Here is a 24,699-nt window from a genome sequence, read left to right as displayed (position 1 = left end):
GCGGGTGCTTCCCCCAGCTCACTCTGCCGGCTGCGGGCGCAGGGCCGGCAGGACCAGCCGAAAGACGGCCAGGCTGATGATGGAATCGATCGTGTGGTGGGCCACCGTGCCGGCGGCGACCAGGGTGCCGGCCTGAAGCCCGGGGCCCAACCACCAGACGACCGCGCCTTCCCCCAGAGCGTGGACCGGCAGGGCGGCCAGCAGGGCCAGCCAGAAGGACGCGCGGCGCCGGATCATCACCGCCCCCAGCACGCCCCAGACGGCATGGGTGAAGGCGCGCGCGCCGATAACCGGATTCAATGTGATGGTGAATCCCAGGGCCGACCCCACGCCGACCATCGCCGCCACCGCGGGACCGACCAGCATGGCCAGCATCGAGGGCACGTGGGAGGCGAAGGTCGCGGAGTACTGCAACGTGGGAATGAACAGCTGCAGCGGCGTCCCGCGGAAGGCGAAGGGAATGAGCAGCGCCAGCGCCGTGAGCAACCCGCCGACGGCAATCTCCCGGGGTTTCATCAGCCGGCCTCCTTCGGTTTTTCGCTTCTTGCGCGGCGCCGTCCGGGACCGGCTCGCGGCCATCCGGCCATGGGGTTGGCCGGGCCGTGCCCTCGTCCCAGCGGCAGGCCGCCTTTGATCGCCAGGGTCACAAATCGCTTCGCCCGCGCCACGGCCTCCGCCGGGGCCAGTCCCTGCGCCAGCCCTGCGGCGATCGCCGCCGAGAACACGCATCCGGTCCCGTGGGTGTTCGTGGTCGGGATGCGCGGGGCGACGAAGCGGCGGAATCGCTGCCCGTCGAAGAACAGGTCCAGCGCCTCGGCGCTTCCCTGCAGGTGGCCGCCCTTCACCACCACGGTCCGGGGTCCCAGCGTCAGGATGCGGCGCGCCGCCGCCTCCATCTCCGCCTCGGTCCGGATCGGGTGTCCGACCAGAACCGAGGCCTCGGGGAGATTGGGCGTGACCACCAGGGCCAGCGGCAGCAGCAGCCGACGGAGGGCCTCCACCGCCTCCGGACGCAGGAGGGAGGCGCCGCTCTTCGCCACCATCACGGGATCGACCACCAGGCGCTCGATGCGGTGCTCTCGGACCTTTTGCGCTACGGTCTCGATGATGGCGGCGTTGGCCAGCATCCCGGTCTTCGCTGCATCCACGCCGATGTCCCCGGCCACGGCGTCGATCTGTGCCGCCACGAACTGCGGGTCCAGTTCCACGACCGCCGTGACGGCGCAGGTATTCTGCGCCGTCAGCGCCGTGATGGCGCTGGTCCCGAAGACACCCAGGGCGGCGAAGGTCTTCAGGTCGGCCTGGATGCCCGCGCCGCCCCCGGAATCCGAGCCGGCGATCGTCAGCGCCCTCGGGATGACCATCACCGCGCCTCCCCGAAGTGGTCCCAGCCCCGGGCGAGGATCGGGGTCGGCCCGTCGGCGGTGATCAGCTGCCGTCCGTCCTCCGGGGGCACGAAGGTCCCGATGGCCGTCACCGGCGTCCCCGTCTGCGCGGTGATGCGTCGGGCCAGATCCGCGGCGCGGGTCGGCGGCGAGGCGATGAGCAGTTCGTAGTCCTCCCCGCCGAACAGCGCGAGCTCAAGGGCCTCCATTCCCAGGAGCGCCGCGGCGCGCCGCACATCCTCGCCGATGGGGAGGGCCCGGGCGTCGAGGCGGACGCCGAGGCCTCCGGCATCGCACAGTCGGCTCAGGTCCAGGGCCAGGCCGTCGGAGAGGTCGATCATCGCCGTGGCCCACCCCGACAGCGCGGCCACCCGCCCTTCGTCCATCCGGGGGGAGGGCCGCAGGTGCGCGGCGATCAGGCGGTCGCTGCCGGGAAAGCGGAGGCCCCGCTCGGCGAGCCGCCGTCCCGCTCCGGAGGCCCCCAGATCCCCGGTGACCAGCACGGCGTCCCCGGGCCGCGCCCCGGTGCGACGGACGAGGGCGTGGGGCTCGACCTCTCCCAGAACCGTCACGTCCACAGTGAGCGGCCCCGCGGTGCGGGAGAGGTTTCCGCCGATCACGGAGACCCCGTGCCGGCCGCCGATCCCGGTCAACCCGTGGTACAGCTCTTCCACCCAGGCCAGGGCCAAGTCCGTCGGCAGGGCCAGCGAGACCAGGGCGAACCGCGGGATGCCCCCCATCGCTGCCACATCGCTGAGGTTGATGGCCATCGCCTTCCAGCCGATGTCGAAGGCCGCGGCGGTGGCCCGTCGGAAGTGCACGCCGTCGATCTGGATGTCGCAGGTGGCGACCAAGTGGCGGCCGGCAGGACAGCGCACCACCGCCCCATCGTCCCCCACGCCGACGATGACGTCGGGATCGGTGGTGGTCGCGATGCGCCGGATCGCCTCCAGCACTCCTGCTTCCCCCAGTTCAGCCAGACGCAGTTGCGTGTCGGGCCGCACGGACCACCTCCACGAGCCGTCGCGTTGCCGCGGTGATGTCGTCTGCACCCACGACCGACGAGATCACGGCCACGCCGGATGCGCCGGCGGCGATCACCCGGGAAGCATTGGCCGCGGTGATCCCGCCGATGCCGACAACGGGGATGCGGACGGCGCGGACAATCTCCTGCAGCGCGGCGACGCCGATCGGCGCGCCGGCATCGGGTTTCGACGATGTGGCAAAGACGCTGCCGACCCCCAGGTAGGTGGCGCCGTCGCGCTCGGCGGCCACCGCTTCTTCCACCGTCCCCGCCGAGGCGCCCACGATCTTGTGCCGACCCAGCAGCCGCCGTGCCACCGCCACCGGGAGGTCGTCGGGACCGACGTGGACGCCGTCCGCATCGACCGCCAGCGCCACATCGACCCGGTCGTTGACGATCAGGGGGATCCCCGCCGCGACGGCGACGGCGCGCGCACGCGCCACCGCCTCGACGAAGGCCCGCGTGGGCAGGCGCTTTTCTCGCACCTGGACGATCGTGGCCCCGCCGGCGATGGCGGCGGCAACCATCTCCTCGTGGCTGCGGCCGCCCCCGATGCTGCGGTCGGTGATCACATAGACGCTGTAGTCAACGCGGCGCACGGGTTGTCCTCCGCGGAGCAGGAGGTGCGGCCGGTGAGGTCACGGGCACGCACCGCATCCCGGCCGCCAGTTCCCTCCCCGTCATCGCAAACAGCGCATCGAGAAGGGCGGGCTTGAGCGTCCCCGGTCCCCGGGCCCGGCCGGCGGCCTGTTCGGCGGCCAGGCCGAACGAGGCGATCCCCGCGGCGGCCGCGGTTACAGCGTCCCCGCTCCCGACCGCGGCGAAGGCCCCGACAACCGCCGTGGCCATGCAGCCCGCGCCCGGCAGGGCGGCCAGCCAGGCATGGCCGTTGTCGACGGCCAGCGTCCGCCTGCCGTCGGTGATGATGTCGCGCCGTCCCGTGATCACCGCCACACCGCCTTCCCGGACCAGTTTGAGGGCCAGGGCCGCGGGGTCGGCCGCACCGATGGACTCCACCCCCCGGAGGTCCGCGGCCTCGCCCACCAGCGCCGCGGCTTCGGCCGGGTTGGCCCGGATGATCGGCCGGGGGATGGCGCGGATCACGGCCAACGCCCGCTCCGTGCGCAGTCCGGACGCCCCCGCGCCCACGGGGTCGATGATCACGGGGATGCCGCGCCTTCGGGCCACGGTGACGGCCAGGTCGATGGCCTTTAGACGGTCGTCGGTCGGCGTCCCCAGGCTGATGACCAGCGCGTCGGCCCGGCCCGCGACCTCCTCAACCTCCGCCGGACTCATCGCCATGATGGGCATCGCCCCGACGGCGCGCGTGGCCGCGGCCACATCGTTCATCGTCACGAAGTTCGCCAGGTGGTGGATGATGGGACGGCGGCGGCGGATCTCATCGAGCAGCCGGCCACCGAACACCGCTTCGGGCGACGGGGAGGGGGTCATCGGGAATCCGGCGCATCTGGCCCCGCGGCGGCCGCCTGCACCAGATCACGGCGCCGCACGGCAGGTGTGGCGACCAGATACAGCGCGGCGGCGAGGAGGAACCCGGGGATCGACGCCCCGAGCCACGGATAGCGCGCGCTCAACGGAAAGGGCAGGCCGACGGCACTGAAGAGGCTCTGGAGCAACGCCTTCCAGCCGGGAATTTCCGTGGGCACGATCCACTGGTAGACCACGAAACCGGCCAGCCAGGCCGCCAGCGCCCACCCGTTGATGCCGGTCCGGTACCAGTAGGGGCCGTGCTCCCGGTACAGGGCGGGGATGTCGTAACGCTGCCGGCGCACCACGAAGAAGTCCGCGGCCAGCACACCGAAGAGCGGGACGAAGAAGGCTCCGATGAGGAACAGGAAGCTCTCATACTGCAGGACGTTCACCCGGATCGCCAGCAGGAAGCAGAGGGCGCCGACGAGCACGGCCAGCCACCGCTGCCGGGCGCGGGGGAAGATGTTCTGCAGGCTGACCGCCGTGGAGTAGATGTTGGCGAAGGCGTTGTCGGTCTCGTCCACCAGCAGCAGCACCAGGGCCGCCCACCCGCCGGTCAGGCTCATGATCGCCGGGACGAGGTCGGTGGTGTGGAGCGCCAGGACGAAGAGGGCCCCCAGGGCGTAGAACCAGACGTTCGCCACCAGATAGCCGGCATAGGTCCCCGCGAATGCCGCCCCCGGACGGCGGGCGAACCGGTTGTAGTCCGCGACCAGCGGCAGCCACGAGACCGGCATCGCGATCACCAGATCGACGGCCAGCCAGAAGGACAGGCTGCCGTCGCCCGGCCGGGCCAGGATCGCGGCCAGGTCGGCGTGGGTGATCAGGTACCAGGTGAGGTAGCCGGTGCTGAGGTACACCAGCCAGATCGCAAACCGCTCCAGCCAGCGCCGGACCACCACCAGCGGGCCGCCGATGGCCAGCAGCGTGCAGAAGGCGGCGAAGACGAAGGCCCAGCCCACGAAGTTCTCCAGGCCGAAGAGCGCCCTGCTGATCCCGTCGGCGGCGCGGGCCATGATGAAGACCTCAAAGGATCCCCAGCCGATGAGCTGCACGACGTTGAGGACCGTCGGCAGGTACGACCCGCGCACCCCGAGCGCGGGGCGCAGGAGGACCATCGTGGGTACCGCGGTGGCGCTGCCGATGACGCCGGCCAGCGCCAGCAGGAGGTTCCCGGCCAGCGTGCCGACGACGATCGCGGCCAGCGCGTCCCGGAATCCCAGCCCGGGCACAAGGAGCGTCCCGGCCAGCAGGACGAGCAGGCCCACGCCGAGGCTCGACCACAGCGCGAAGTAATCCAGCAGGCCGAGTTGGCGGTGGACGGCCGGAACGGGTTCGATCCCCCACTCCGGCGGGGCCTGAATCCACGGCCGGGCCCGCGTCTGCACCGCCACCCTAGTGTCCTCCCTCAACGGCCCAGCGGAGCGCGCCGGCCCGCTGCAGGACCTTCAGGACGATCACGCCGAGGACGGCTCCGGGGATCGAGCTGGCGAGGAATGCCGGCAGCAGCGCCGCCAGCGGGATGGCCCGGCCCATCAGGGCCGGTGCGACCAGGAGGGCACCGATCGTCGCCCCGACCGGCCCGGTGCCGAGGGGCTCCAGCAGCCCCGTCCACTCACGCTTCCAGTACCGATAGGCGAAACCCACGACCAGCGCCCCGGGGATCCCGCCGGGGAAGGCGAGCAGGGTTCCCACGCCCAGGGCGTTGCGCAGGATCGCGGCGATGGTGGCGCTCACCGCTGCGTACCACGGCCCCACGAGCACTCCGGCGATGGCGTTGACCATGTGTTGCCAGGGAAGCACCTTGGCCCCGGCCACGGGGATCGCGCCGGGGACGAAGGAAAAGACCACCGGCAGCGCGGCAAACAGCGCGCTGAGGACCAGCCTGCGGGCGGACATCGCTCTCCCCTCCTGAAGTCGGTCGCGGGGAAAGGAAACCGCCGGCCCGAGTCCGGGCCGGCGGTCGGCGAGATCGCTGCAACTTCCCCACGCCAGCATTACCTGGATCGGGTCCGAAGGGTCGGCATCGGATCTGGATGCCCTCTCAGCCCGGCTCTCCCGAGCTCCCCGGAGACATGCCTATGCAGTTGTCTACCAAGAGATTATACCAGACACGCCCCGGCGGTCGAAGCATTCCCGGCTTCGGGCCGCCGCCGGGACAATCCTCGTGGTACAGTCATCCTGCAGGTGTCGACGCCTCCGCCCGTGGTCACCGCGCCTGAGGGGAAGCAACAGATGATTCGAGCCGTGTTATTCGACCTGGATGGGACGCTGCTGCGCCTGGACACCGGCCGCTTCATCGAGGCCTACGTCCGCCTCCTCGCCCAGTGGTTCTCTCCCCGCATCCCTCCCGAGCGCTTCGTACCCCGCCTGCTGGCGGCAACCCGACGGATGCTCGACAACCGCGACCCCGCCAAGACGACCAAGGAGGTCTTCGACGAAGCCTTCTACCCGGCGCTGGGACTGGACGCCGCGGCGATGGCGCCGTTCATCGCCCAGTTCTACGAGCGCGCCCATCCCGCGCTGCGCTCGCTGGCCGCGGCGGACCCGGCGGCGCGACGCGCGGTCCAGGTGGTCCTGGACCGCGGCCGCCGGGCCGTCCTCGCCACCAACCCCATCTTTCCCGACGTGGCGGTGCGCCAGCGCATGGCGTGGGCGGGCATCGCCGACCTGCCCTTCGCCCTCGTGACCACCTACGAGACCGCGCACTTCTGCAAGCCCCACCGCGAGTACTTTCTGGAGGTGGCCCGCGCCGTGGGATGCGATCCCCAGGAGTGCCTCTTCGTGGGGAACGACGGCGTGGAGGACAGGGTGGCGACAGAGGTGGGGATGCAGACCTATCTGGTCACCGACCACCTCGTCAACCCGGGCAGCGCCCGGGCCGAGACCGCGGCCAGGGGAGGGCTGGCCGAGTTGCCCGATTTCCTCGCCGCTGTCCTGTAGCGCCGCGAGGTTGTCTCGGGATCCCTTTACCTGAGCATGAGGAAGGTGCGCTGCAGCTTCTGCAGGGTGTGCTGACCGTTGGGTCGGCCGGTCAGTTCCTGTCGCAGGCAGTTCTCCAGGCCGGCTGAAATGAGGTCGAGGGCGACGCGGTCGAGGGCGCCCCGCGCCGCAGCGATCTGCTGGACGATCTCGGTGCAGTCCCGCTCCTCGTCCAGCATGCGCAGGAGCCCCTTGATCTGGCCCTCGATCCGCCGCAGCCGACGGCCCGCGGCTCGGGCGACCTCCGGACCGAACTGAGCCATCGTCCACCCTCCCGGGTCGGCGTCGAGATCGATACTACCGGGGAGTATATGGCGATCTGCCTGCTCGAGCCTATCGGGCGGGCGCCCGATGGGGATCGGAGGAGCGCCTGATTGTGAACGCGACCTCCTCGCCGTAGGGTGAAGCCGAAAGATACTCCCGGGAGTACAGTCCTCTCGGGAGCGAGCAGAGCGAGGGGAGTGAGGGGAGATGGCAGTGCTGACGACGCCGTCGCCGCAGACCGCCCAGCAGCCGGCCGCGGCGGGCGAGCCGGCCGCGGCCAACAAGCTGACGATGATCGTCCTGAGCGGCGACATGGACAAGGTCTTCGCGGCCTTCACGATCGCCACGGGTGCCGCCGCCTCCGGGATGGACGTGACGATGTTTTTCACCTTCTGGGGACTGCAGGCGATCCGCAAGCCCCGGCGCACCGGACGCAGTCTGTTCGGTCGGATGCTTTCGCTGTTTCTCAAGGACATCAACGGCATCGGGCCCAGCAAGCTGAACCTGGGCGGCCTGGGGCGGTGGATGTTCAAGCAGATGATGCGCGCCCACCGCGTGCCCACACTGCCCGAGCTGCGCCAGATGGCCGTGGATCTGGGCGTGAAGTTCCAGGCCTGCCAGACCAGCCTGGAGGTGATGGAGCTGAGGCGCGAAGACCTGATCGACGAGGTCCAGGACGTGGTCGGCGTCGCCGCCATGCTGGAACTGGCCCGGCAGTCCAAAGCGACGCTGTTCATCTAGTCAGGCAGGAGAAAACGACGACGCTGAACCGACGCCACGGGGAGGGGAGCGCGATGGACGCTGTGCAGGTGAACAAGACGCTGGACCTCAAGGGGTTGCTGTGCCCGATCCCGGTGGTGAAGATGGCCCAGGCGATCAAGACGGTGGCGGTGGGCGAGGTGATCGAGGCGACGGCCACCGACCCCGGCGTGATGGCGGACATCCCCGCCTGGTGCCGGACCACCGGCCAGGAGCTGGTCCGGATCACCCGCGAGAACGGGGTCATCTCGTTCGCGGTGCGGCGGGTGAAGTAGCGTGACGCCGGCCTGGGCGATCATCCTCCTGGGAGCGCTGGCCGTGTCGGTGTGGGGGCTGTGGGGGCATCTGCGCCGGACACTGGCCCGCCCGTGGCGGCCCGAGCTGTCCCGCGCAGCGGGCTCACCCGGGCGCGGCGTGATCTACGCCTTCACCTGGGGGATGGCGCCCTGGGCCAAGGAGAGCACCCGGCTCCACCTCCTGGCCTACCTGCGGGGCGTCGTGTTCCACGTCGGGATTGCCGCGGGACTGGCCGGGCTGGCGTTAATCCCCTGGAGAGCGGCCGTCCCGGCGGCCGGGGAAGGGGCGATCGCCGTCGCCGCGGCCGCGGGCGCGGTGGCCGGCTGGGGCGGGCTGCTCGTCCGCGTGACGGAGCACAACCTGCGGGCGGTCAGCACGCCGGACGACCTCTTCTCCGTGGCTCTGGTTAGCGCGTTCCTGAGCGCCGGGGCGGGCGCCTGGTGGGGGCCGCGCTGGACGGCCCCGTACCTGGCCCTCGGTGCCCTCACCCTGGTGGCGATCCCGCTGACCAAGATCCGCCACTGCTTCTACTTCTTCTTCTCGCGGTACTTTTTTGGACTGTTCTACGGCCGCCGGGGGGTCGTCGGAGGCGTGCAGCATGAGTGAGACGGTGAGGACGGAGACGATCAACACCGCGCTGGGCGCCCTGGAGCGCGTCCTGGATCGGCGGCTGGTGGCGGCGCTGGAAGTCTGTGCCCGATGCGGGATCTGTGCCGAGGCCTGCCACGTGTACGCCTCGGATCCCAGGCCGGAGCACGTGCCGGCGGCCCGGGCCGAGCGGGTGCGCGCCGTCTACCGGCGGCAGCACGATCCGCTCGGGAAACTCTTCCCCTGGTTGGTCGGCGCCAAAGACCTCACCGAACCGGACCTCGACGCGCTGGCCGAGCCCGCCTTTGCCTCCTGCACGCTGTGCCGTCGCTGCACGATCAACTGCCCCTTCGGCGTGGATACGGCGCTGATCATGCGCGCCGCACGCGCCATGCTCACCGCCACGGACAGGGCTCCGGAGATGCTGGTGATGCTGGCGGACGCGGCGATCGCGCGCGGAGAGCACGCCGAGGAGTTCCGTGAGATCTACCGGGAGATCGTGGCCGGGCTGGAGCATGAGGCGCAGGAGCGCCTGGGCGATCCCACCCTGCGCATTCCGCTCGACCAACAGGGGGCGGAGATCCTCTACGTCGGACTCTCCGGCGCGCACACCATCCTGCCGGCGGCCATCATCTTCCACGAGGCCAACGCCAGCTGGACGCTGAGCATGTTCGAGGCCAGCAACTACGGCCTGTTCCTGGGCGACCCGGCCAGGGCCAAGGCCATCGCCCGGCGCATCGTGGACGAGGCCGTGCGGCTGGGCGTCAAAGAAGTCGTGTTGACCGAGTGCGGCCACGCCTATGCCGCCCTGCGCTGGGAGGCGCCCAACTGGTTCGGCGGCGAGTTCCCCTTCAAGGTGCGCAGCATCGTCGAGGTCCTGGCGGACTACGTGCGGGACGGCCGGCTGGCACTCGATCCCACCGCGAACCCGGAGCCGGTCACCTACCACGACTCCTGCAACCTAGCCCGAAACGGCGGGCTGATCGAGGCGCCCAGGATCGTCCTGCGGGCGGCGGTGCAGAACTTCGTGGAGATGAATCCGCACGGGAAGGAGAACTTCTGCTGCGGCGGAGGCGGGGGACTGGTCGCGATCCCGGAGTGGTTCGAAACGCGCATGCGGGCGGGGCGGAAGAAGGCGGAGCAGATCCGCGCCGCGGGCGCGCCCGTCGTGGCCACCTCCTGCGAGAACTGCAACCTGCAGCTCACCGATCTGAACGGCTACTATGACCTGAACGTGCAGGTGGTGGGGCTCATGGAACTCGTCGTCAACGCGTTGCTGAAAGCCAGGCGGCGGCACGCCGTGCCGCTGCCGGAGGCGGCATAACCTCCCGACCCTGGGCTCCCCTCAGTCGGGAGGGGCGGCGCGGGAGGGGCTGGCGGGGGACCCCTCCCGTGTCCGCATCAAAGGCGGGGCCCGCCTACCTGACCATGGGGAAGCCCTGCTTCTCCCACTCCGCCATGCCGAAGGCCATATCCTTGACCGTGGTCCAGCCCAGCAGGTTCAGCGTCATCGTCACGTAGGCGGCGCGCATCCCCGACCGGCACACCACGATGATCATCGCATCCTTGGGCGGCAGCCTGTCCAGATTCTTCCCCAGGGTGCGGATCGGGATGTTCACGGCGCCCGGGATGTGCCCGGCGGCGAACTCCGACTCCTCCCGCACGTCCAGGATGAAGGTCTTCTCCCCGGAATCGAGCCGCGCCTTGACCGCCTGCACGGAGATGCTGTTGAAGTCCTGGGCGATGTTGGCCAGGTAGTTCAGCAGCGCCTCCTGGACGACCGCCGGCGCCTGCCCCAGGGCGGGCGCCGCCACGGCCAGGGCGGTGACCACGGCCAGCACGGCAATCCATCGCCGGCTCATAATCTCCCTCCTCCTCATCGTGTTGGGATCGGCATCGGTGGAGCCGTCACGACCTTTCCGTTGGCCTGCGAGTCATTCGGATCGAGATCGCTCAGGCGCAGAAACAGGTTCGGATTGTTGTGACAGGCGCTGCAACTCCGATTCCGCGCCGTGATACGCTGGATGGAGTGCGGGGTCGCCGTCTTCCACGTCGGCACGCGGTCGAAGTGGACCAGCGTATCGACCAATCCGGTGAGGTGGTCGATCATCTTCCGCGTGGTCGGCACGTGCCGCAGGAGCGTGACCTTCTCCGGCCGCTCCGGCCGCAGGTTCAGGCCGATCTTCAGGGCCGGGAAGGAGGTCGCGCCCCTCCCGGCGTGGCAGCTACGGCACGACCTGCTGACCCCGCCGTGGCAGACCTGGCAGGACAGGGCGCCGCCGTGGACGTTGTGCGCCCGGAGGGGGCTGGCCCCGGCCCGCGCCTGCGGGTGGCAGTCCAGGCACGACGGGCCGCCGGCGACGGCGAAGCGGTTGGGAGCGGTCACACTGCCCTGGCCGTGCATCTGGGCGCCGGGGTGGCAGTCCGTGCAGCTCATCCGGGCCTTGGAGAAGTGCACGTCGGCCGGGAAGCCTTCGTACTGACCGGTGTACTCCGCCGCCACCCGCCCGCCGTGACAGCCGGCACAGGTCAGGTTCATCGGCGGGGTCTTCGCAAACCGATGGCCCTGCTGGAGCCCGCCGAGGATCACGGGGTTGGTGCTGAAGGGCGGTTTGCTCACGTGGCAGTCCCCGCAGGTGGCGTGGCAGGAGGCGCAGGCCTTCTGGAACGTCGCCTTGGCCATACTCCACCGGGCCGCTCCGATCAGGGCGCGCAGGCCGTTCTCCATTCCCCGGGCGGTGAAGTGCAGGCTCCGGGTGAAGGTGGCGACGATGTCGGGATGGCAGTTCCCGCAGGCCCGCTGCGGGTTGTCGGAGGGACGGGCGATCAGCCCGCGGTGCGCGCCGGCCGGGTCGGCGGCCGAGGCATCGCCGGCGTGGCAGGTGGTGCAGCCGATCTGGCCGTGGGTCGTGGTCAGGAACTTCGGGTCCACCAGCTTCCGCTCATCGGGCGCCCCCGACGGGGGCAGCGGGCCCGCTCAGCCCTCGCCTTCCGCCGGGAGGGCCGGAAAGGGTCGCACCAGGGGGGCCAGGGCCGTGGCGCTGGTGTGGCAGGTCACACAGGAATTCTGGGCCGGAGCAGGGGCGGAGGCGGCAGGCGGCGCCGCGGTCATCGGCGGCCGGATCCCGACGAGGGCGATCACCCCGATCACTGCGCACACAGCGAGCGCACGTGCCATGAGAATCCCAGCGATGATTATCAACCGGAGGATACTCCCCTCTGGAATCCGGCCGGAGGTGGAAAGCCGGTAGTCCGATGCGGCTACGGGATCCTCAGGCGGCGTCCTGCCCGACGCGGCTTTGCAGGTAGCGGTGGATGGCCTCCGCCGCCCGACGGCCGTCGGCCAGCGCGGTCGTCACCAGGTCCGCGCCGCGGACCACATCGCCGCCGGCGAAGACGCCGGGAATGCTCGTCATCCCATCCTCGTCGACGACGTAGGTGCCCCAGGGCGTGACCCTGGGCCCGTCGCCGGCGGGGACCGGGCTCCCGTCGAAGCCGAAGGCGAGAATGACGAGATCGGCCTCGATCTCGAAGTTGCTGCCCTCGATGGGCACGGGCCGGCGCCGTCCTTCCTCGTCGGGCTCGCCGAGCTCCATGTGGACGCACTCGATCCCGCGCACGCCGCCGGCGCCGTTGTCCAGGAAGCGGACGGGAGCCTTCAGCCACTCGAAGACCACCCCTTCCTCCTTCGCCGCCTGGACTTCACGGCGACTGCCCGGCATATTCGCTTCGTCCCGCCGGTAGACGCAGGTGACCGACGCCGCCCCCAGGCGCCGGGCCGTCCGCAGGCAGTCCATGGCGGTGTCGCCGCCGCCGAGGACCACCACCCGCATGCCGGTCAGGTCGTCTTCCGGCACGCCTGCTTCGGTGTTGTTGCGGATCAGGAAGGGCAGGGCGTCCTCGATCCCCTCCAGCTCCATCCCCGGCAGCTTCGGGTGCTTCGGGACGGTCGCCCCCGTGGCCAGGAAGACGGCCCGGAAGCCGTCCCGCCGCAGGCCGTCCAGCGTGGGATCTTCCCCGACCCTCGTGGAGCAACGGAATTCCACCCCCAACCGACGCAGGTAGTCGATCCGCCGGTCCACGACGGTCTTCTCCAGTTTGAATCCCGGGATGCCGTAGCGGAGCAGCCCGCCGGGTTTTGGGGCCGCCTCATACACGGTCACGCCGTAGCCGCGCCGGACCAGTTCCTCGGCGCAGGCCAGCCCCGCCGGCCCCGACCCCACGACGGCCACGCGGAGCCCGTTGGGCGGGGCCACCTCGGGCAGCGGAAGCCCCTCCTGCGCAATGGCGTACTCGTTGATGAACTTCTCGATGGCGCCGATCGCCACCGGCGGGTGCTTGACGCCGACGATGCAGGCCTCCTCGCAGAGTCGGTCCTGAGGGCAGATCCGGCCGCAGATTTCCGGCATGTTGCTCGTGGTCCGAGAGAGGTGGGCCGCCTCCAGGAACCGGCCCGCGGCGGTGAGGACCAGCCAGTCCTTGATGGGGTTGTGCAGGGGGCAGGCCTTGACGCAGGGCGGTTTGGTGCACTCGACGCAGCGGGAGGCCTCGGCGACCGCCTGCTCCGGGCTGTAGGTCAACGTGACCTCGCCGAAGTCCCGGATCCGCTCGGCTGGCGGGCGCTTGGGAATGGGAATGTGAGGGAGCTTCAGCCGCTCGCGCTTCTCCAGGGTGGGCATAGGCGCCTCCGCACCGGGGATCGGACTGTCGGTTGTCGCCTGCAGTATAGCGGCGCCCGCGCGCCCGACCGTATCAGGCGGGGGAGGGGTTCTGAATAGGGCGGGGGCCTGATGGAGGCCCCGGCCTCCGGTGTTAGGCTGGCCTGTGGGATGACATCGTGCCACCGGGGTGAGAGCCGTGAGCCTGCGTGAGGATGCCCTCGAGTACCACTCCCGAGGCCGGCCGGGAAAGATCGCGCTTCAGCTGACGAAGCCCTGCGTCACCCAGCGGGACCTCTCCCTGGCCTATACGCCGGGGGTCGCCGAGCCGGTGCGGGAGATCCACCGCGATCCCTTCGAGGCCTTCAAGTACACGGCCCGGGGGAACCTGGTTGCCGTCGTGAGCAACGGCACCGCCATCCTGGGTCTGGGGAACCTGGGAGCCCTGGCCAGCAAGCCGGTCATGGAAGGCAAGGCCCTGCTGTTCAAGCGGTTCGCCGACGTCGACGTCTTCGACATCGAGGTGGACAGCACCGATCCAGACGAGATCGTACGCATCGTCAAGGCGCTGGAGCCGACTTTCGGCGGGATCAACCTCGAGGACATCAAGGCCCCCGAGTGCTTCTACATCGAGGAGAAGCTGAAGGAAATCATGGAGATTCCGGTTTTCCACGACGACCAGCACGGGACGGCCATCATCTCGGGCGCGGCACTGCTCAACTACGCCGAGCTGACGGGCAAGCGCCTGGAGGACCTGCGGGTCGTGATCAGCGGCGCCGGAGCCTCCGCCATCGCCAGCGGCGAGCACTTCGTCAAGCTCGGGGTGCGCCGCGAGCACATCATGCTGGTGGACACCAAGGGTGTCATCTACAAGGGCCGCAGCGAGGGGATGAATCCCTACAAGGCGCGCTTTGCCGTGGACACCGAGGCCCGCACCCTGGCCGAGGCGATGCGCGGGGTTGACGTGTTCATCGGCCTCTCCGTGGCCAACATCGTCAGCCGGGAGATGGTGCAGTCCATGGCGGAGCGGCCCTTCATCTGCGCCATGGCCAACCCCGACCCCGAGATCCCCTATGACGAAGCCAAGGCCGCGCGGCCCGACGCCATCGTCGCCACGGGGCGGTCGGACTTTCCGAACCAGGTGAACAACGTGCTGGGGTTCCCCTTCATCTTCCGCGGGGCGCTGGACGTCCGCGCCCGGGCCATCAACGACGAGATGAAGATCGCCGCCAGCCGCGCCCTGGCCGCCCTGGCCAAGGAGGAGGTCCCCGACGTGGTCCTCCGGGCCTACGGCCTGGAGTCGCTGCGCTTCGGTCCGGATTACGTGATCCCGAAGCCCATCGACCCCCGTGTGCCGCTGTGGGAGGCGCCGGCCGTGGCGGAAGCGGCCATGGCCAGCGGCGTCGCCCGGCGCACCGTCGATCTCGCCGCCTATCGCGAAGAACTGGCCCGCCGGCTGGTGCGCGGCCGCGAGGCGATGAGCGTGGTGTTCAGCAAGGCCAGAGCCGCTCCGCGGCGCGTGGTCTTCTCCGAAGGCGAGGAGCCCAAGATCCTGCGGGCCGCGGCGGAACTCTCCCGGGAGGGCCTGGCCGTGCCGATCCTGCTCGGCCGGGAACCTGTGGTCCGCACGCGGATGGAGGAGATGCACCTCGCCCTGTCTGTGGAGGTGATCAACCCGGAGACCTCGCCGAAGCTGGAGGCCTACGCCACCGTGCTCTTTGAGGCCCGGCAGCGCAAGGGGATCACGAAGCGGGAGGCCCGGGCCCTGCTGCGCCAGCCCAACTACTTCGGCGCGATGATGGTGCGCGCCGGGGACGCCGACGCCTTCGTCGCCGGCCTGACCTATCACTATCCCGACGTGATCCGCCCCGCCCTGCAGGTCATCGGCCCCGGTCCCGACGTCTCGCGCGTCGCCGGGCTGTACCTGATGGTGCTGGACGGCAAAGCCTACATCATCGCCGATCCTACGGTGAACATCGACCCCACGGCGGAGGAACTGGCGGAGATCGCCATCATGGCCGCGGACAAGGCCCGCGAGTTCGACCTCACGCCGCGCATCGCCATGCTCTCCTTCAGCAACTTCGGCAGCACACGTCATCCGCGGACGGAGAAGGTGGCCCAGGCCACCGCTCTGGTCAAGCGCCGCCGGCCCGACCTGATGGTGGACGGAGAGGTGATGGCGGACGTGGCCCTGGACCCCGATCTGCGGCGGGCCGACTATCCCTTCAGCACGCTGGTCGGCGAGGCCAACGTGCTGATCTTCCCCAGCCTGGAGGCGGCCAATACGGCCTACAAGCTGCTGCAGCGGCTGGGCGGCGCCACCGCCATCGGGCCCATCCTGATGGGGATGGCCCAGCCCGTGCATGTGCTCAGCCGCGGTGCCGAGGTTGCCGACATCGTCAACATCGCGGCCATCGCCGTGGTGGATGCCCAGGAGGTGGCCCGCCTGCGGGATCGCACCCGGGTGGTGGCCTGAGGAGGTGGTGTCGATGAGCCCGCTGCCGGCCAAGACGATCATGACCGCGCCGGTGATCACCGTGACGCCGCAGACGCCCGTGCGGGAGGCGGCGCGGCTGCTCGTGGAACGGCACATCAGCGGCCTGCCGGTGGTGGACGAGAACGGCTGCCTGGTGGGCATCGTCACCGAAGCCGACTTTCTCTACAAGGAAGCCACGCCGAAGCCGTCTGAGCCGCTGCTGCGGTGGTTCGGCCGGTCGCTGTGGCTGGAGCGTCTGACCGGTGCCGCCCGCAAGGCGGAAGGACGCACCGTGGGCGAGGTGATGACCCACAACGTCATCACCGCCGAGGAAGACACGCCGGTGCAGGTCCTGGCCGCCCTCATGGTGCGTTACGGCGTGAACCGGATTCCGATCGTTCGGGGCCGCCAGGTGGTGGGCATCGTCACCCGGGCCGACGTGCTGAAGGTCTTCCAGCGCAGCGACGAGATCCTGGAGCGGGAGGCGCGCCAGATCCTCGACGACTTCCTCGCCCACGGCGAGGAGGTCGGAGTCTCTGCGGAGCAGGGCGTGCTCCACCTGCGGGGGACCGTGGGCAGCCCGGGCCGTCGGCAGGCGCTGCTGCGCCGGCTGTGGACCATCGACGGGGTCGTGGCCATCGAGGACCATGACCTGCGCGAGGCCCTGCGCGAAACGGCGATGTGGGAATAGGCCGGAACCTGGCGGACCGGCGGGACAGGCCGTGGGGCCCGGCGGACATACCGGGCCCCACGGCCTTGGAGATCCCTGCGCCCCCTGACCCCGGGGAAGCCGGCGCGCCCGGCTCTCCGCTACCGCACCTTCCAGTAGTGGGGCTGATGGCACGTGGTGCAGGCCGTCCTGCTCCGCAGGATCGGCGCGTGGATCTCCGGCGTGGGTGCGGCGTGGCAGGAGGTGCAGTTCACGATGGGGGCGGCGCGCTCATGAGGCCGGTGGCAGGCGGCGCAGCTCAGCGCGCTGTGGGCGCGGCCCTCCGGCCAACCCACGGTGGTCTTCGCGGGCAGCGCCTGATGACATTCCAGGCACGTCTGGGCCGTCGGCCGCAGGGGGCTGTTCGGCCGCAGGAACTGATGGCAGTCCACGCAGTGAAAGTCGGCCATGGCCGCGATCTTGATCGCCCGGGGGCCGGCCACCTGGGCTTCGTGGCAGGTGCCGCAGACCTCCGGAGGGCGGACCAGCCGGTGGATAGCCACGCTGTGGCAGGTGACGCAGGCGATCTTCCTGACCTCGGCATGGACCTGATGACCGGCGGTGGCCGCCACTTGCTTCCAGGCCGGATTGCCGCTGGTATGGCAGGTGGCGCAGCGGGCTGAGGGCACGACGGCGTGCTTGCCCACCCGCTCTGGGCGCCGCAGGGCGAAGGTGATGACCTGGCGGGCGGATTCGATGACGCTCTGCTCATGACAGGCGTGGCAGTCCACCTTCCGGTGCTCGCTGGTGGCCCAGCGGTTCCACGCCGCCTCCATGGTGTGGCACGACCGGCAGAAGGCCGGGTTGTTCATGGTGTAGTCGTAGACGGTGACCCCGCCGTAGACCAGCAGCGCGGCGCTCGAGGCTGCCGCGGCGACGAGCGCGATCAGCCAGCCGCGAGGGAGGTCGGTCAGTCGGGCCCAGACGGTGCGCCAACGTTGTCGCCACCCACCCGATCTGGCGCTGTTCATCTCCTCGGCCCTAAGGGTAGAAGTCCAGCAGGTCCTCCAGCGCCTCACCGACGTCGGCGGCGGAGGCAATCCACAGGACGAATCGCCCGGACTGGTAGTAGGCGTGCCGCCGGTCCAGTCCGTCCGTCACGAAGACGGTCCGGCCTCTCCGCTGCTGCGGGCGGGGAGCGCTGAACCCCTGCGTGCCGCCGGCCATGCTGCGGTTCATGCGCCACAGGAGCGCGGCCGCCCGGAGCGGAGAGGAGGAAGCGCCGATCCAGACCGTGATCCCGCCGGCATAGCGGACGACGGCCGCGTCCACGGCATCGATCTTCCGGCCGTGCAGCCGCGCAATCGCCTCGAGGGCCTCCGTCCCCCGGAGGGTCGAGATCAATGGGGTACCGGCCAGGGCCGCCGGGATGCGGAGCTCTGGGGAGGCGCTCTGCCCACTCGGGGGATTGCTGGTGTTGGCGAGGAGAGCCACCGTCACTGCCGCCAGAACGGCGGCGAGCCCCGCCCCGGAGAGCACCCGGCCGGTCCCCATCACCTCCTACGCCGCCTTGCCGCGCTCCCGCTGCGCCAGCGGCACGTAGTCCCGGACGTCCGCGCCGGTGTAGATCTGGCGCGGCCGGCTGATCCGCTGCTCGGGATCATCCAGCATCTCTTCCCACTGCGCCAGCCAGCCGCTGGTGCGCGGGATGGCGAAGAGCACCGGGAACATCTCCACCGGGAACCCCATCGCCTGGTAGATGATTCCGGAATAGAAGTCGACGTTCGGATAGAGCCGGCGCTTCACGAAATACTCGTCCTGCAGGGCGATGCGCTCCAGTTCCAGTGCGATCTCCAGCAGCGGGTTGGTCCCGGTGACCTCGAAGACCTCGCTGGCGATGCGCTTGATGATCTTGGCCCGCGGGTCGTAGTTCTTGTAGACGCGGTGCCCGAAGCCCATGAGCAGGACCTCGCCCCTCTTCACCCGCTCGATGTAGGCCGGGACATTGGCCTTGCTGCCGATCTCGGTCAGCATGCGCAGGACCTGTTCGTTGGCCCCGCCGTGGAGCGGGCCGTACAGGGCCGCCGCCGCCCCGGCCAGGGCGGAGTAGGGATCGACATGCGAGGAGCCGATGCTGCGCATGGCGTTGGCGCTGCAGTTCTGCTCGTGGTCGGCGTGCAGGATGAACAGGACGTCCAGGGCCCGCTCCAGCACGGGATTGGGCTTGTACTTCAACTCCGTGGTCTTGAACAGCATGTTCAGGAAGTTGCCGGTGTAGGAGAGGTCGTTGTCCGGATAGACGTAGGGCCGGCCCAGGCTGTGGCGGTAGGCGAAGGCGGCCAGGGTGGGCATCTTGGCGATGAGCCGCACCACCTGCTTGCGCCGCACCGCTTTGTCCCTGATGTTCTTGGCGTCGGGATAGAAGGTGGAGAGGGCCCCGACGGTGCCCACGAGCATGCCCATGGGGTGGGCGTCGTAGTGGAAGCCGTCGAGGAACTTCTTGATGGATTCGTGGATCATGGTGTGGTGCGTGATCTCCCAGGTCCACTCCTCGAGCTGCTGCCGCGTCGGCAGTTCCCCGTACAGGATCAGGTAGGCCGTTTCCAGGTAGGTGGAGGATTCCGCCAGCTGCTCGATGGGGTAGCCGCGATAGCGCAGGATGCCGCGCTCTCCGTCGATGTGGGTGATGGCGCTGCGGCACGACGCCGTGTTGGCGAAGGCCGGATCGTAGCCCATCAGCCCGAAGTCGTCGTCGCTGACTTTGATCTGGCGCAGGTCCGCCGTCCGGATGGCGGCCCCGTAGTTCGCATAGGTGCCGTAGATGATCGGCACCTCGTAGGTCTTGCCCGTGCGGTTGTCAATGATGGTCAGGGTGTCCTTTGGCACGCTGGTCGCCCCTTTCCCCTCAGGCGGTGGTCGTATGCTCATTGTAGGCGCCCCCGCGCGGGAACGGGCATCAGGCAGGCGCCCGATTCCGCTCGGTCCCGTGGCCTATGGCGGGTGGGCGAAGGGCGCCCATAGGATGGGAGCGGGTGGACTGCGTCGATGCCCACGCCGCGGCTGGTGGGTGTGTTTTTCGTTTACGGCCTGGCCTTCTTCGCCATGGGCCTGGCCATCGCCCTGGAGGCGCGGCGGACCACCGAACTGCGCCTGGCGGCCTCGCTGAAGTACCTGGCGGGCTTCGGCCTGTTGCACGGCGTCGTGGAGTGGATCGACATGTGGCTGCTCCTGCCCTGGCCCCTGCAACCGGCGGCGGCCGCGGTGGCCCGTGTCGCCCGCCTGACGCTCTTCGCCGCCTCCACCGTGTTGCTGGCGGTCTTCGGCACCTCGCTCCTGGGCGCCCTGGTCCCGCGGTACCGGGGGGTCCGCTGGATCCCGGCCGCCCTCTTCCTCTTCTGGCTGGCCTACTGGGCCGTGGGGCCCCACCTGAATCCCCTGGCCACGGCGCGCTGGACGCCCACCGAGGCCTCCTGCCTGCGCTGCCACGACCTGTCCACGGCGGCACCGGCTGCCGCGGCCATCACCTGGGTCCCCTCGACGGCCGTCGGCGACATCTGGGTCCGCTACCTGATCTACCTCCCGGCTTCCGCCTTCGCCACGGCGGCCCTGTGGGTCCAGGGGCGGCTGTTCGCGAAGAGCGGGTACCAGCGCCCGGCCCGGGACTGCCGGTGGATGGCCGCCGCCTTCCTGGCCAACGGCCTCGTCGCCGGGTTGGTCGTCCCCCCGGCGCACTCCGGACTGGCCCGCTGGCTGAACTACGACCAGTTCCTTTCCGTGGTGGGCCTGCCCCCCCAGGTCTTCCGCGCCGCCCTGGCCGTGCTCATCGCCTTCTTCGGCGTGCGCATCCTGCGCGTCTTCGACCTGGAATACGCGCGCGCCCTGGCCGCGGCGCGCGAGGGAGAGCTGCGGGCCAAGAACGAAGCCCTGGAAGTGGCGCGGCGGGCGGCGGAAGAACTCGAGGAGAAGGTGAGGGACCGCACCGAAGAGTTGTTCCAGCAGGTGCGCCGTCTGGCCATCCTGGAGGAGCGGGACCGTCTGGCCCGGGAGATGCACGACAGCCTCGGCCAGGTGCTCGGGTTTGTCAACCTCAAGGCCAAGGTGGCCGAGGACCTCATCGCCCGCGGCCGGCCGGAGGACGCCGGTGCGGAGCTGCGCCAGATGCGCGCCGCGGTCCAGGAGGCCTATGAGGATGTCCGGCAGGCGATCCTCAGCCTGCGCTCCGCACCGCAGGCCAGGGGTCTGGTGGCTGGGCTGCAGGAGTACGTACAGCGTCTGCGCGAGCAGACCGGCCTGGCCATCCGCCTGGAGGCCCCGGAGGAGTTGCGCCTGCCGCCGGCGGTGGAGGCCCAGGTCATCCGGATCGTGCAGGAGGCGCTGACCAACGTGCGCAAGCACGCCCGGGCGCGTTCCGTGGAGATCCGCTTCTCCCGGGAGGGCGCCACCGCCGTCGTCTCCATCGCCGACGACGGCAGGGGGTTCGACGTGGCCGCCGTCGAAGGCGCGAAAGGGATGCACTTCGGCCTGCTGACCATGAAGGAACGCGCGGAGAGCATCGGCGGGAGGCTGGAGGTGACCTCGGCCCCCGGGCAGGGCACCAGGGTGACGTTGTGGATCCCATCCGCGTTCTGATCGTCGACGACCACGAGCTCTTTCGCCGCGGCGTGAGCTCGTTGCTCCGCGAGCACGAGCAGTTCGAGGTGGTGGGCGAGGCCGGCAACGGCAAGGAGGCCATCGAGCGCGCGCGGGACGTGATGCCCGACGTCGTGTTGATGGACATCAAGATGCCGGGTATGGACGGCCTGGCCGCGGCGAAGCAGCTCAAGGCGGAGATGCCCTATATCCGCATCATGATGCTGACGGTCTCGGAGACCGACGAGGACCTCTTCGAGGCCATCAAAGCGGGGGCCTCCGGCTACCTGCTGAAGAACGTCGATCCCGACCAGCTCGTGGCCGCGATCCTGCAGGTGCAGCGCGGCGAGGTGCCGATCGCGCCGACGATGGCGGCGAAGATCCTGCGGGAACTGGCCGCCCCCGCTGAGCCGGCGGTGGAGACGCTCACCGCACGGGAACGGCAGGTCCTGGAGCTGCTGGCCGCGGGCCTGGCCAACAAGGAGATCGCCTTCCAGTTGAAGATCTCGGAGAATACGGTGAAGAATCATCTCCGCAACATCCTCGAGAAGCTGCACCTGCAGAACCGCGTCCAGGCCGCCCTCTACGCCGTGCGGATGGGCCTGGCCGACCGTCCTCCGGAGCGGCGCTGAGCCCGCCCGCGCCGCGGTGCCGAGGCGGCGCGTCTTCCACCCTGCCGCACTAGTCCCAACGGGCCAGAGGCGTCTAGCCGTCCGGACGTCCGCGCCTGATCCGTCCCGGCCCGGAGATCCTGATCGGCGGGGCTACCGCGCCTGATCCGTCCCGCCGCGGGTTTCTGGTCGGCTTTGGGCATCCCCGATCGCCCGCAGACTCGATGGGCGCCCTCTCCCTCCTCAGGTACGGTGAAGGCGGAGGCGATAGCGGTGAAGCCGCGGGTTTTCATCTGGTACGGGCACCACCTCTTCGCCAAGGTGATGGAGCCGGTCCTGAGGCGGGAGGGAATGGAGGTCGTCGGCATCGCGTCGGACGCCGCCGCGGCCGTGCCCGCCATTCTCGCGGCCCGTCCCGACGTCGTCCTCACCGACCGCATCGTGGAGCGCGAGCACCCGCTGGGGATCTCCGAAATCATCCGGGGCAGCGCCCGGGTGCGGGTCCTGGTGCTCGATCTCATCGAGGATGAGATGCGGATCTACGACGGCATGGGCCAGGGGGCGGCCAGGCTGACCTCGATCATCAGGGCGATCGAGGAGGCGGTGGAACACCCACCCCTGGCCCGGGCCGGTTGAGGAGGAGGAGGATCGATGCATCCGGTTGGCATCGCGCTGGCCTTCCTGGTGTTCTGGTCGCTGGTCGCGGCCGGGGCGTTCCTGGCGCTCTCCGCGGGACGGCGCCTGCGGACGCTCGCCGTGCGGCGGATGGCGGGCGAGATCGCCCACCTGGACCCGGCCCAGGGAGTCGCCGCGGCCCTGCACCTGTTGACCGCAGGGCTCGGGCTGGCCATGGTGGCGGCCGGCGTCTACGCGACGTACGTCGTCCTGCTCGCCCCGTAGGGCCGGGTGGCAGGACGCGACCCGGCAGAGACGGACGTCGAGGAGGAGGCGGCCGTGGACGAGCGCAACAGCAGGCTTGAACTGCTCAGCGGGATCGTGATGATCCTCGTCACGGCGTTCGTGGCGACGTTCATCGTCTCGCTGATCCACACCGTGTGCCGCTAGCACCCCCCGCCTGATCTTGTCCGCCCCCGCGCCCCTGATGCCGGTTCGGCGATCCGGCAGGGGCGCGAGGGCAAATCGGTTCCCCGCCCGATGAGGAGGTTCGGGTCGATTCCTATAGTGGGAGTGGGACCTCTTGTGAGCTCTGCGCGGTTGGTCCCAATCGTTCTCGGCGCCGTCTTGGGCGGGACGCTGCTCGGCGCCGCCGCGGCCCGCCCGCCGGCGGTGCTGGCGCAGGACACCCGGCAGGAAAACGAGGCCTGCCTGGCCTGCCACACCGCCCCCGGCATGGTCCTGCAACTTCCCAGCACGGAAGTCATCTCCGTCACCATCGACGCCGCGCGCTTCAACGCCTCCGCCCACGGCCGGGCCCTGGCCTGCACCGCGTGCCACCCCGCCAACGTCGCCGTGCCCCATCCGGCGGTGCGGGCGACGACGATGCGGGAGTACCGCGAGGCGCGGGCCCGGGTCTGCGCCACCTGTCATGCCGATGCCGCCGAAACCTTCGGGGCCAGCGTACACGGCCGGGCCGGACGGATGGGCTTCGGGGATACGCCGAACTGCACCACCTGCCACAATCCCCACGACGCCGCCCGGGTGAAGACCCCGGTCTTCCGCAACAACATCCCCCAGCTGTGCGGGACCTGTCACGCCGATCCGGCGATCATGGGGAAGTACGGGCTGCGGGCGGTCTACACCACCTACATCAGCGAGTTCCACGGCGTGACCACGACCCTGTACAAACTGACCAGACCGCAGAGCCCCACCCCGGCCGCGATCTGTACCGACTGCCACGGGGGGCATGGCATCCGCGCCGCCTCCGACCCCGCCTCGATGGTCCATCCGGCCAACGTTCTGGCCACCTGCCGCCGCTGCCATCCCACCGCGGGGCGGTTCTTCGCCACAGCCTGGACGGAGCACCGGACGCCGTCGCCGGACGCTTCGCCGCTCGTCTACTACGTGCAGATCTTCTACCGGATTCTCATCCCGGCCACGGTGGGGTTCCTGGGGGTGCTCACTGTCCTGGACCTGGGCCGCTGGGCCACCGACCAGCTGCGAAGGGGGCGGACGGGGTGAGCGTCCGGATGGTCCCGCGGTTCACCCTGGCCCAGCGGATCGAGCACTTCGTGCTCATCATCTCCTTCAACGTGCTGGCCCTGACGGGTCTGCCTCAGAAGTACTTCCAGGCCGCGTGGGCGGAGCGGATCATCCAGGTCCTGGGCGGCATCGAGCAGGTGCGGTTCATCCACCGCACCTTCGCCGTGATCCTGATCGCCGAGGCCGTCTTTCACGTCGGCGCCGTCATCGTCGCCCGGCGCCGGGGCCGGGAGCGCGGGGAGATGAACGTGAGCTTCCAGGATGTGCGCGACGTCGTCGGCGACATCGCCTACCTGGTGGGGCTGCGTCCGACGAAGCCGGCCTTCGCCCGCTTCGACTACCGCCAGAAGCTGGAGTACTGGGCCGTGGTGTGGGGCACGGCGGTGATGGCCACCAGCGGGCTGATCATGTGGTTTCCGGAGGCCCTGGCCCGCGTCCTGCCCGGCGTGCTGGTGCCGGCCGCCCGGGTCGCCCACGGCGGCGAGGCGCTGCTGGCCGTCCTGGCCGTGATCATCTGGCACTTCTACAACGCCCACTTCCGTCCGGACGTCTTTCCCCTGGACCCGGCGATGTGGACCGGCGCCATTCCGCTGGAGCGCCTGCGGCACGACCACCGGGCGGAGTACCTGCGCCTGCTGGAGGCGGGGCTGATCGTCGACGAGGACGCGGCCGGCGTCGGCGGGCCGGAGGACACCTTGCCCGAGCCGCCGTCCCGGGCGTAGCGAC

29 protein-coding genes and 1 riboswitch are annotated in these 24,699 nt (G+C 70.2%); of the genes, 14 read left to right on the top strand and 15 right to left on the bottom strand.

The features are described 5' to 3' along the window. Positions 1–18: 18 nt before the first annotated feature. From QN141_04030 to thiW, 7 genes are read right to left on the bottom strand one after another with little or no spacing between them, the layout of a single operon-like run. Positions 19–516, bottom strand: coding sequence for an ECF transporter S component (locus QN141_04030; protein ID MDR7557637.1), 498 nt, complete (start codon positions 514–516; stop codon positions 19–21). Continuing rightward, positions 516–1,364: a bifunctional hydroxymethylpyrimidine kinase/phosphomethylpyrimidine kinase gene (thiD, locus tag QN141_04025; protein MDR7557636.1), complete on the bottom strand. Its 849-nt coding sequence runs from the start codon at positions 1,362–1,364 to the stop codon at positions 516–518. The genes QN141_04030 and thiD overlap by 1 nt, the downstream gene beginning before the upstream one ends. Further along, positions 1,364–2,389: a thiamine-phosphate kinase gene (gene thiL / locus QN141_04020; GenBank protein ID MDR7557635.1), complete on the bottom strand. Its 1,026-nt coding sequence runs from the start codon at positions 2,387–2,389 to the stop codon at positions 1,364–1,366. The genes thiD and thiL overlap by 1 nt, the downstream gene beginning before the upstream one ends. Further along, positions 2,358–3,008 (bottom strand): thiamine phosphate synthase, encoded by a 651-nt coding sequence (thiE, locus tag QN141_04015; GenBank protein ID MDR7557634.1) that lies wholly within the window; start codon positions 3,006–3,008, stop codon positions 2,358–2,360. Before thiE ends, thiL begins: the two co-directional genes overlap by 32 nt. Beyond that, a complete protein-coding gene (gene thiM / locus QN141_04010; protein ID MDR7557633.1) occupies positions 2,995–3,861 on the bottom strand; it encodes a hydroxyethylthiazole kinase in 867 nt (288 codons plus the stop codon). The genes thiE and thiM overlap by 14 nt, the downstream gene beginning before the upstream one ends. Further along, positions 3,858–5,294, bottom strand: coding sequence for a putative hydroxymethylpyrimidine transporter CytX (gene cytX / locus QN141_04005; GenBank protein MDR7557632.1), 1,437 nt, complete (start codon positions 5,292–5,294; stop codon positions 3,858–3,860). Before cytX ends, thiM begins: the two co-directional genes overlap by 4 nt. Before the next feature lies 1 nt (position 5,295). Next, a complete protein-coding gene (gene thiW, locus QN141_04000) occupies positions 5,296–5,799 on the bottom strand; it encodes an energy coupling factor transporter S component ThiW (protein MDR7557631.1) in 504 nt (167 codons plus the stop codon). A 66-nt stretch (positions 5,800–5,865) separates the two neighbouring features. Beyond that, positions 5,866–5,980, bottom strand: a riboswitch (TPP riboswitch). 155 nt (positions 5,981–6,135) lie between these two features. On the opposite strand from thiW, the gene QN141_03995 reads away from it, so the two are divergent. Further along, positions 6,136–6,843: an HAD family hydrolase gene (locus tag QN141_03995; GenBank protein ID MDR7557630.1), complete on the top strand. Its 708-nt coding sequence runs from the start codon at positions 6,136–6,138 to the stop codon at positions 6,841–6,843. Positions 6,844–6,869: 26 nt separating this feature from the next. Here the strand turns inward: QN141_03995 and QN141_03990 are convergent, their stop codons facing one another. Next, the gene (locus QN141_03990) at positions 6,870–7,145 is read right to left on the bottom strand and encodes a metal-sensitive transcriptional regulator (protein MDR7557629.1); all 276 of its coding nucleotides are present in this window, start codon (positions 7,143–7,145) and stop codon (positions 6,870–6,872) included. Between the two features lie 208 nt (positions 7,146–7,353). On the opposite strand from QN141_03990, the gene QN141_03985 reads away from it, so the two are divergent. The 4 genes from QN141_03985 to QN141_03970 are packed head-to-tail and all read left to right on the top strand — an operon-like array spanning position 7,354 to position 10,114. Further along, positions 7,354–7,887 (top strand): DsrE/DsrF/DrsH-like family protein, encoded by a 534-nt coding sequence (locus tag QN141_03985; GenBank protein ID MDR7557628.1) that lies wholly within the window; start codon positions 7,354–7,356, stop codon positions 7,885–7,887. A 53-nt stretch (positions 7,888–7,940) separates the two neighbouring features. Beyond that, entirely contained in the window at positions 7,941–8,180 is a 240-nt protein-coding gene (locus tag QN141_03980) for a sulfurtransferase TusA family protein (protein MDR7557627.1), read from the top strand. Between the two features lies 1 nt (position 8,181). Next, the gene (locus QN141_03975) at positions 8,182–8,808 is read left to right on the top strand and encodes a hypothetical protein (GenBank protein ID MDR7557626.1); all 627 of its coding nucleotides are present in this window, start codon (positions 8,182–8,184) and stop codon (positions 8,806–8,808) included. Then, positions 8,801–10,114, top strand: a complete 1,314-nt coding sequence (locus QN141_03970; GenBank protein ID MDR7557625.1) for a (Fe-S)-binding protein — start codon at positions 8,801–8,803, stop codon at positions 10,112–10,114. Before QN141_03975 ends, QN141_03970 begins: the two co-directional genes overlap by 8 nt. A 94-nt stretch (positions 10,115–10,208) precedes the next feature. Here the strand turns inward: QN141_03970 and QN141_03965 are convergent, their stop codons facing one another. The 4 genes from QN141_03965 to QN141_03950 form a co-directional block, all read right to left on the bottom strand. After that, entirely contained in the window at positions 10,209–10,652 is a 444-nt protein-coding gene (locus QN141_03965) for a rhodanese-like domain-containing protein (GenBank protein ID MDR7557624.1), read from the bottom strand. A gap of 14 nt (positions 10,653–10,666) precedes the next feature. Next, complete coding sequence (locus QN141_03960; protein ID MDR7557623.1) at positions 10,667–11,722, bottom strand: hypothetical protein; 1,056 nt, start codon at positions 11,720–11,722, stop codon at positions 10,667–10,669. 45 nt (positions 11,723–11,767) lie between these two features. Continuing rightward, on the bottom strand, positions 11,768–11,968 hold the full coding sequence (locus tag QN141_03955; GenBank protein ID MDR7557622.1) for a hypothetical protein: 201 nt from the start codon (positions 11,966–11,968) through the stop codon (positions 11,768–11,770). Positions 11,969–12,062: 94 nt separating this feature from the next. Next, entirely contained in the window at positions 12,063–13,469 is a 1,407-nt protein-coding gene (locus QN141_03950) for an NAD(P)-dependent oxidoreductase (GenBank protein ID MDR7557621.1), read from the bottom strand. 178 nt (positions 13,470–13,647) lie between these two features. Between QN141_03950 and QN141_03945 the strand changes: the two genes are divergently transcribed. Beyond that, positions 13,648–15,924 carry an NADP-dependent malic enzyme gene (locus tag QN141_03945; GenBank protein ID MDR7557620.1) on the top strand — a complete coding sequence of 759 codons (2,277 nt, stop codon included), beginning with the start codon at positions 13,648–13,650 and terminating at the stop codon, positions 15,922–15,924. A 13-nt stretch (positions 15,925–15,937) separates the two neighbouring features. After that, the gene (locus QN141_03940; protein MDR7557619.1) at positions 15,938–16,615 is read left to right on the top strand and encodes a CBS domain-containing protein; all 678 of its coding nucleotides are present in this window, start codon (positions 15,938–15,940) and stop codon (positions 16,613–16,615) included. 119 nt (positions 16,616–16,734) lie between these two features. On the opposite strand, the gene QN141_03935 is transcribed toward QN141_03940, so the two are convergent. Genes QN141_03935 through QN141_03925 form a run of 3 tightly spaced genes read right to left on the bottom strand, consistent with a single transcriptional unit; the run spans position 16,735 to position 19,459 of the window. Continuing rightward, the gene (locus QN141_03935) at positions 16,735–17,604 is read right to left on the bottom strand and encodes a cytochrome c3 family protein (GenBank protein MDR7557618.1); all 870 of its coding nucleotides are present in this window, start codon (positions 17,602–17,604) and stop codon (positions 16,735–16,737) included. Between the two features lie 10 nt (positions 17,605–17,614). Further along, a complete protein-coding gene (locus tag QN141_03930) occupies positions 17,615–18,127 on the bottom strand; it encodes a hypothetical protein (GenBank protein MDR7557617.1) in 513 nt (170 codons plus the stop codon). Between the two features lie 6 nt (positions 18,128–18,133). Then, a complete protein-coding gene (locus QN141_03925; GenBank protein ID MDR7557616.1) occupies positions 18,134–19,459 on the bottom strand; it encodes a citrate synthase in 1,326 nt (441 codons plus the stop codon). A gap of 159 nt (positions 19,460–19,618) precedes the next feature. On the opposite strand from QN141_03925, the gene QN141_03920 reads away from it, so the two are divergent. From QN141_03920 to QN141_03890, 7 genes are all read left to right on the top strand, one after another. Beyond that, a complete protein-coding gene (locus tag QN141_03920) occupies positions 19,619–21,202 on the top strand; it encodes a sensor histidine kinase (GenBank protein ID MDR7557615.1) in 1,584 nt (527 codons plus the stop codon). Continuing rightward, the gene (locus QN141_03915) at positions 21,181–21,834 is read left to right on the top strand and encodes a response regulator transcription factor (protein MDR7557614.1); all 654 of its coding nucleotides are present in this window, start codon (positions 21,181–21,183) and stop codon (positions 21,832–21,834) included. The genes QN141_03920 and QN141_03915 overlap by 22 nt, the downstream gene beginning before the upstream one ends. Positions 21,835–22,086: 252 nt before the next feature. Continuing rightward, the gene (locus tag QN141_03910) at positions 22,087–22,449 is read left to right on the top strand and encodes a hypothetical protein (GenBank protein ID MDR7557613.1); all 363 of its coding nucleotides are present in this window, start codon (positions 22,087–22,089) and stop codon (positions 22,447–22,449) included. A 15-nt stretch (positions 22,450–22,464) separates the two neighbouring features. After that, positions 22,465–22,713 carry a hypothetical protein gene (locus tag QN141_03905; protein MDR7557612.1) on the top strand — a complete coding sequence of 83 codons (249 nt, stop codon included), beginning with the start codon at positions 22,465–22,467 and terminating at the stop codon, positions 22,711–22,713. Between the two features lie 6 nt (positions 22,714–22,719). Next, positions 22,720–22,878, top strand: a complete 159-nt coding sequence (locus QN141_03900; GenBank protein MDR7557611.1) for a hypothetical protein — start codon at positions 22,720–22,722, stop codon at positions 22,876–22,878. Positions 22,879–23,028: 150 nt separating this feature from the next. After that, positions 23,029–23,952: a cytochrome c3 family protein gene (locus tag QN141_03895; GenBank protein ID MDR7557610.1), complete on the top strand. Its 924-nt coding sequence runs from the start codon at positions 23,029–23,031 to the stop codon at positions 23,950–23,952. Continuing rightward, entirely contained in the window at positions 23,949–24,695 is a 747-nt protein-coding gene (locus QN141_03890) for a cytochrome C (GenBank protein MDR7557609.1), read from the top strand. The genes QN141_03895 and QN141_03890 overlap by 4 nt, the downstream gene beginning before the upstream one ends. Positions 24,696–24,699: the final 4 nt, after the last annotated feature.

Source organism: Armatimonadota bacterium (assembly GCA_031459765.1).
GTDB classification, from domain to species: Bacteria; Sysuimicrobiota; Sysuimicrobiia; order Sysuimicrobiales; family Kaftiobacteriaceae; genus Kaftiobacterium; species Kaftiobacterium secundum.
The sequence above is the reverse complement of the archived record's forward strand: the minus strand, read 5'-3'. Positions and strand labels throughout refer to the sequence as shown.

Bases quoted from the DNA above. Each gene is read 5' to 3' on its own strand.
- QN141_04030 (MDR7557637.1), bottom strand. From the start codon at position 516: ATGAAACCCCGGGAGATTGCCGTCGGCGGGTTGCTCACGGCGCTGGCG.
- thiD (MDR7557636.1), bottom strand. From the start codon at position 1,364: ATGGTCATCCCGAGGGCGCTGACGATCGCCGGCTCGGATTCCGGGGGC.
- thiM (MDR7557633.1), bottom strand. From the start codon at position 3,861: ATGACCCCCTCCCCGTCGCCCGAAGCGGTGTTCGGTGGCCGGCTGCTC.
- thiW (MDR7557631.1), bottom strand. From the start codon at position 5,799: ATGTCCGCCCGCAGGCTGGTCCTCAGCGCGCTGTTTGCCGCGCTGCCG.
- QN141_03995 (MDR7557630.1), top strand. From the start codon at position 6,136: ATGATTCGAGCCGTGTTATTCGACCTGGATGGGACGCTGCTGCGCCTG.
- QN141_03990 (MDR7557629.1), bottom strand. From the start codon at position 7,145: ATGGCTCAGTTCGGTCCGGAGGTCGCCCGAGCCGCGGGCCGTCGGCTG.
- QN141_03985 (MDR7557628.1), top strand. From the start codon at position 7,354: ATGGCAGTGCTGACGACGCCGTCGCCGCAGACCGCCCAGCAGCCGGCC.
- QN141_03980 (MDR7557627.1), top strand. From the start codon at position 7,941: ATGGACGCTGTGCAGGTGAACAAGACGCTGGACCTCAAGGGGTTGCTG.
- QN141_03970 (MDR7557625.1), top strand. From the start codon at position 8,801: ATGAGTGAGACGGTGAGGACGGAGACGATCAACACCGCGCTGGGCGCC.
- QN141_03965 (MDR7557624.1), bottom strand. From the start codon at position 10,652: ATGAGCCGGCGATGGATTGCCGTGCTGGCCGTGGTCACCGCCCTGGCC.
- QN141_03955 (MDR7557622.1), bottom strand. From the start codon at position 11,968: ATGGCACGTGCGCTCGCTGTGTGCGCAGTGATCGGGGTGATCGCCCTC.
- QN141_03950 (MDR7557621.1), bottom strand. From the start codon at position 13,469: ATGCCCACCCTGGAGAAGCGCGAGCGGCTGAAGCTCCCTCACATTCCC.
- QN141_03940 (MDR7557619.1), top strand. From the start codon at position 15,938: ATGAGCCCGCTGCCGGCCAAGACGATCATGACCGCGCCGGTGATCACC.
- QN141_03935 (MDR7557618.1), bottom strand. From the start codon at position 17,604: ATGAACAGCGCCAGATCGGGTGGGTGGCGACAACGTTGGCGCACCGTC.
- QN141_03930 (MDR7557617.1), bottom strand. From the start codon at position 18,127: ATGGGGACCGGCCGGGTGCTCTCCGGGGCGGGGCTCGCCGCCGTTCTG.
- QN141_03920 (MDR7557615.1), top strand. From the start codon at position 19,619: ATGCCCACGCCGCGGCTGGTGGGTGTGTTTTTCGTTTACGGCCTGGCC.
- QN141_03905 (MDR7557612.1), top strand. From the start codon at position 22,465: ATGCATCCGGTTGGCATCGCGCTGGCCTTCCTGGTGTTCTGGTCGCTG.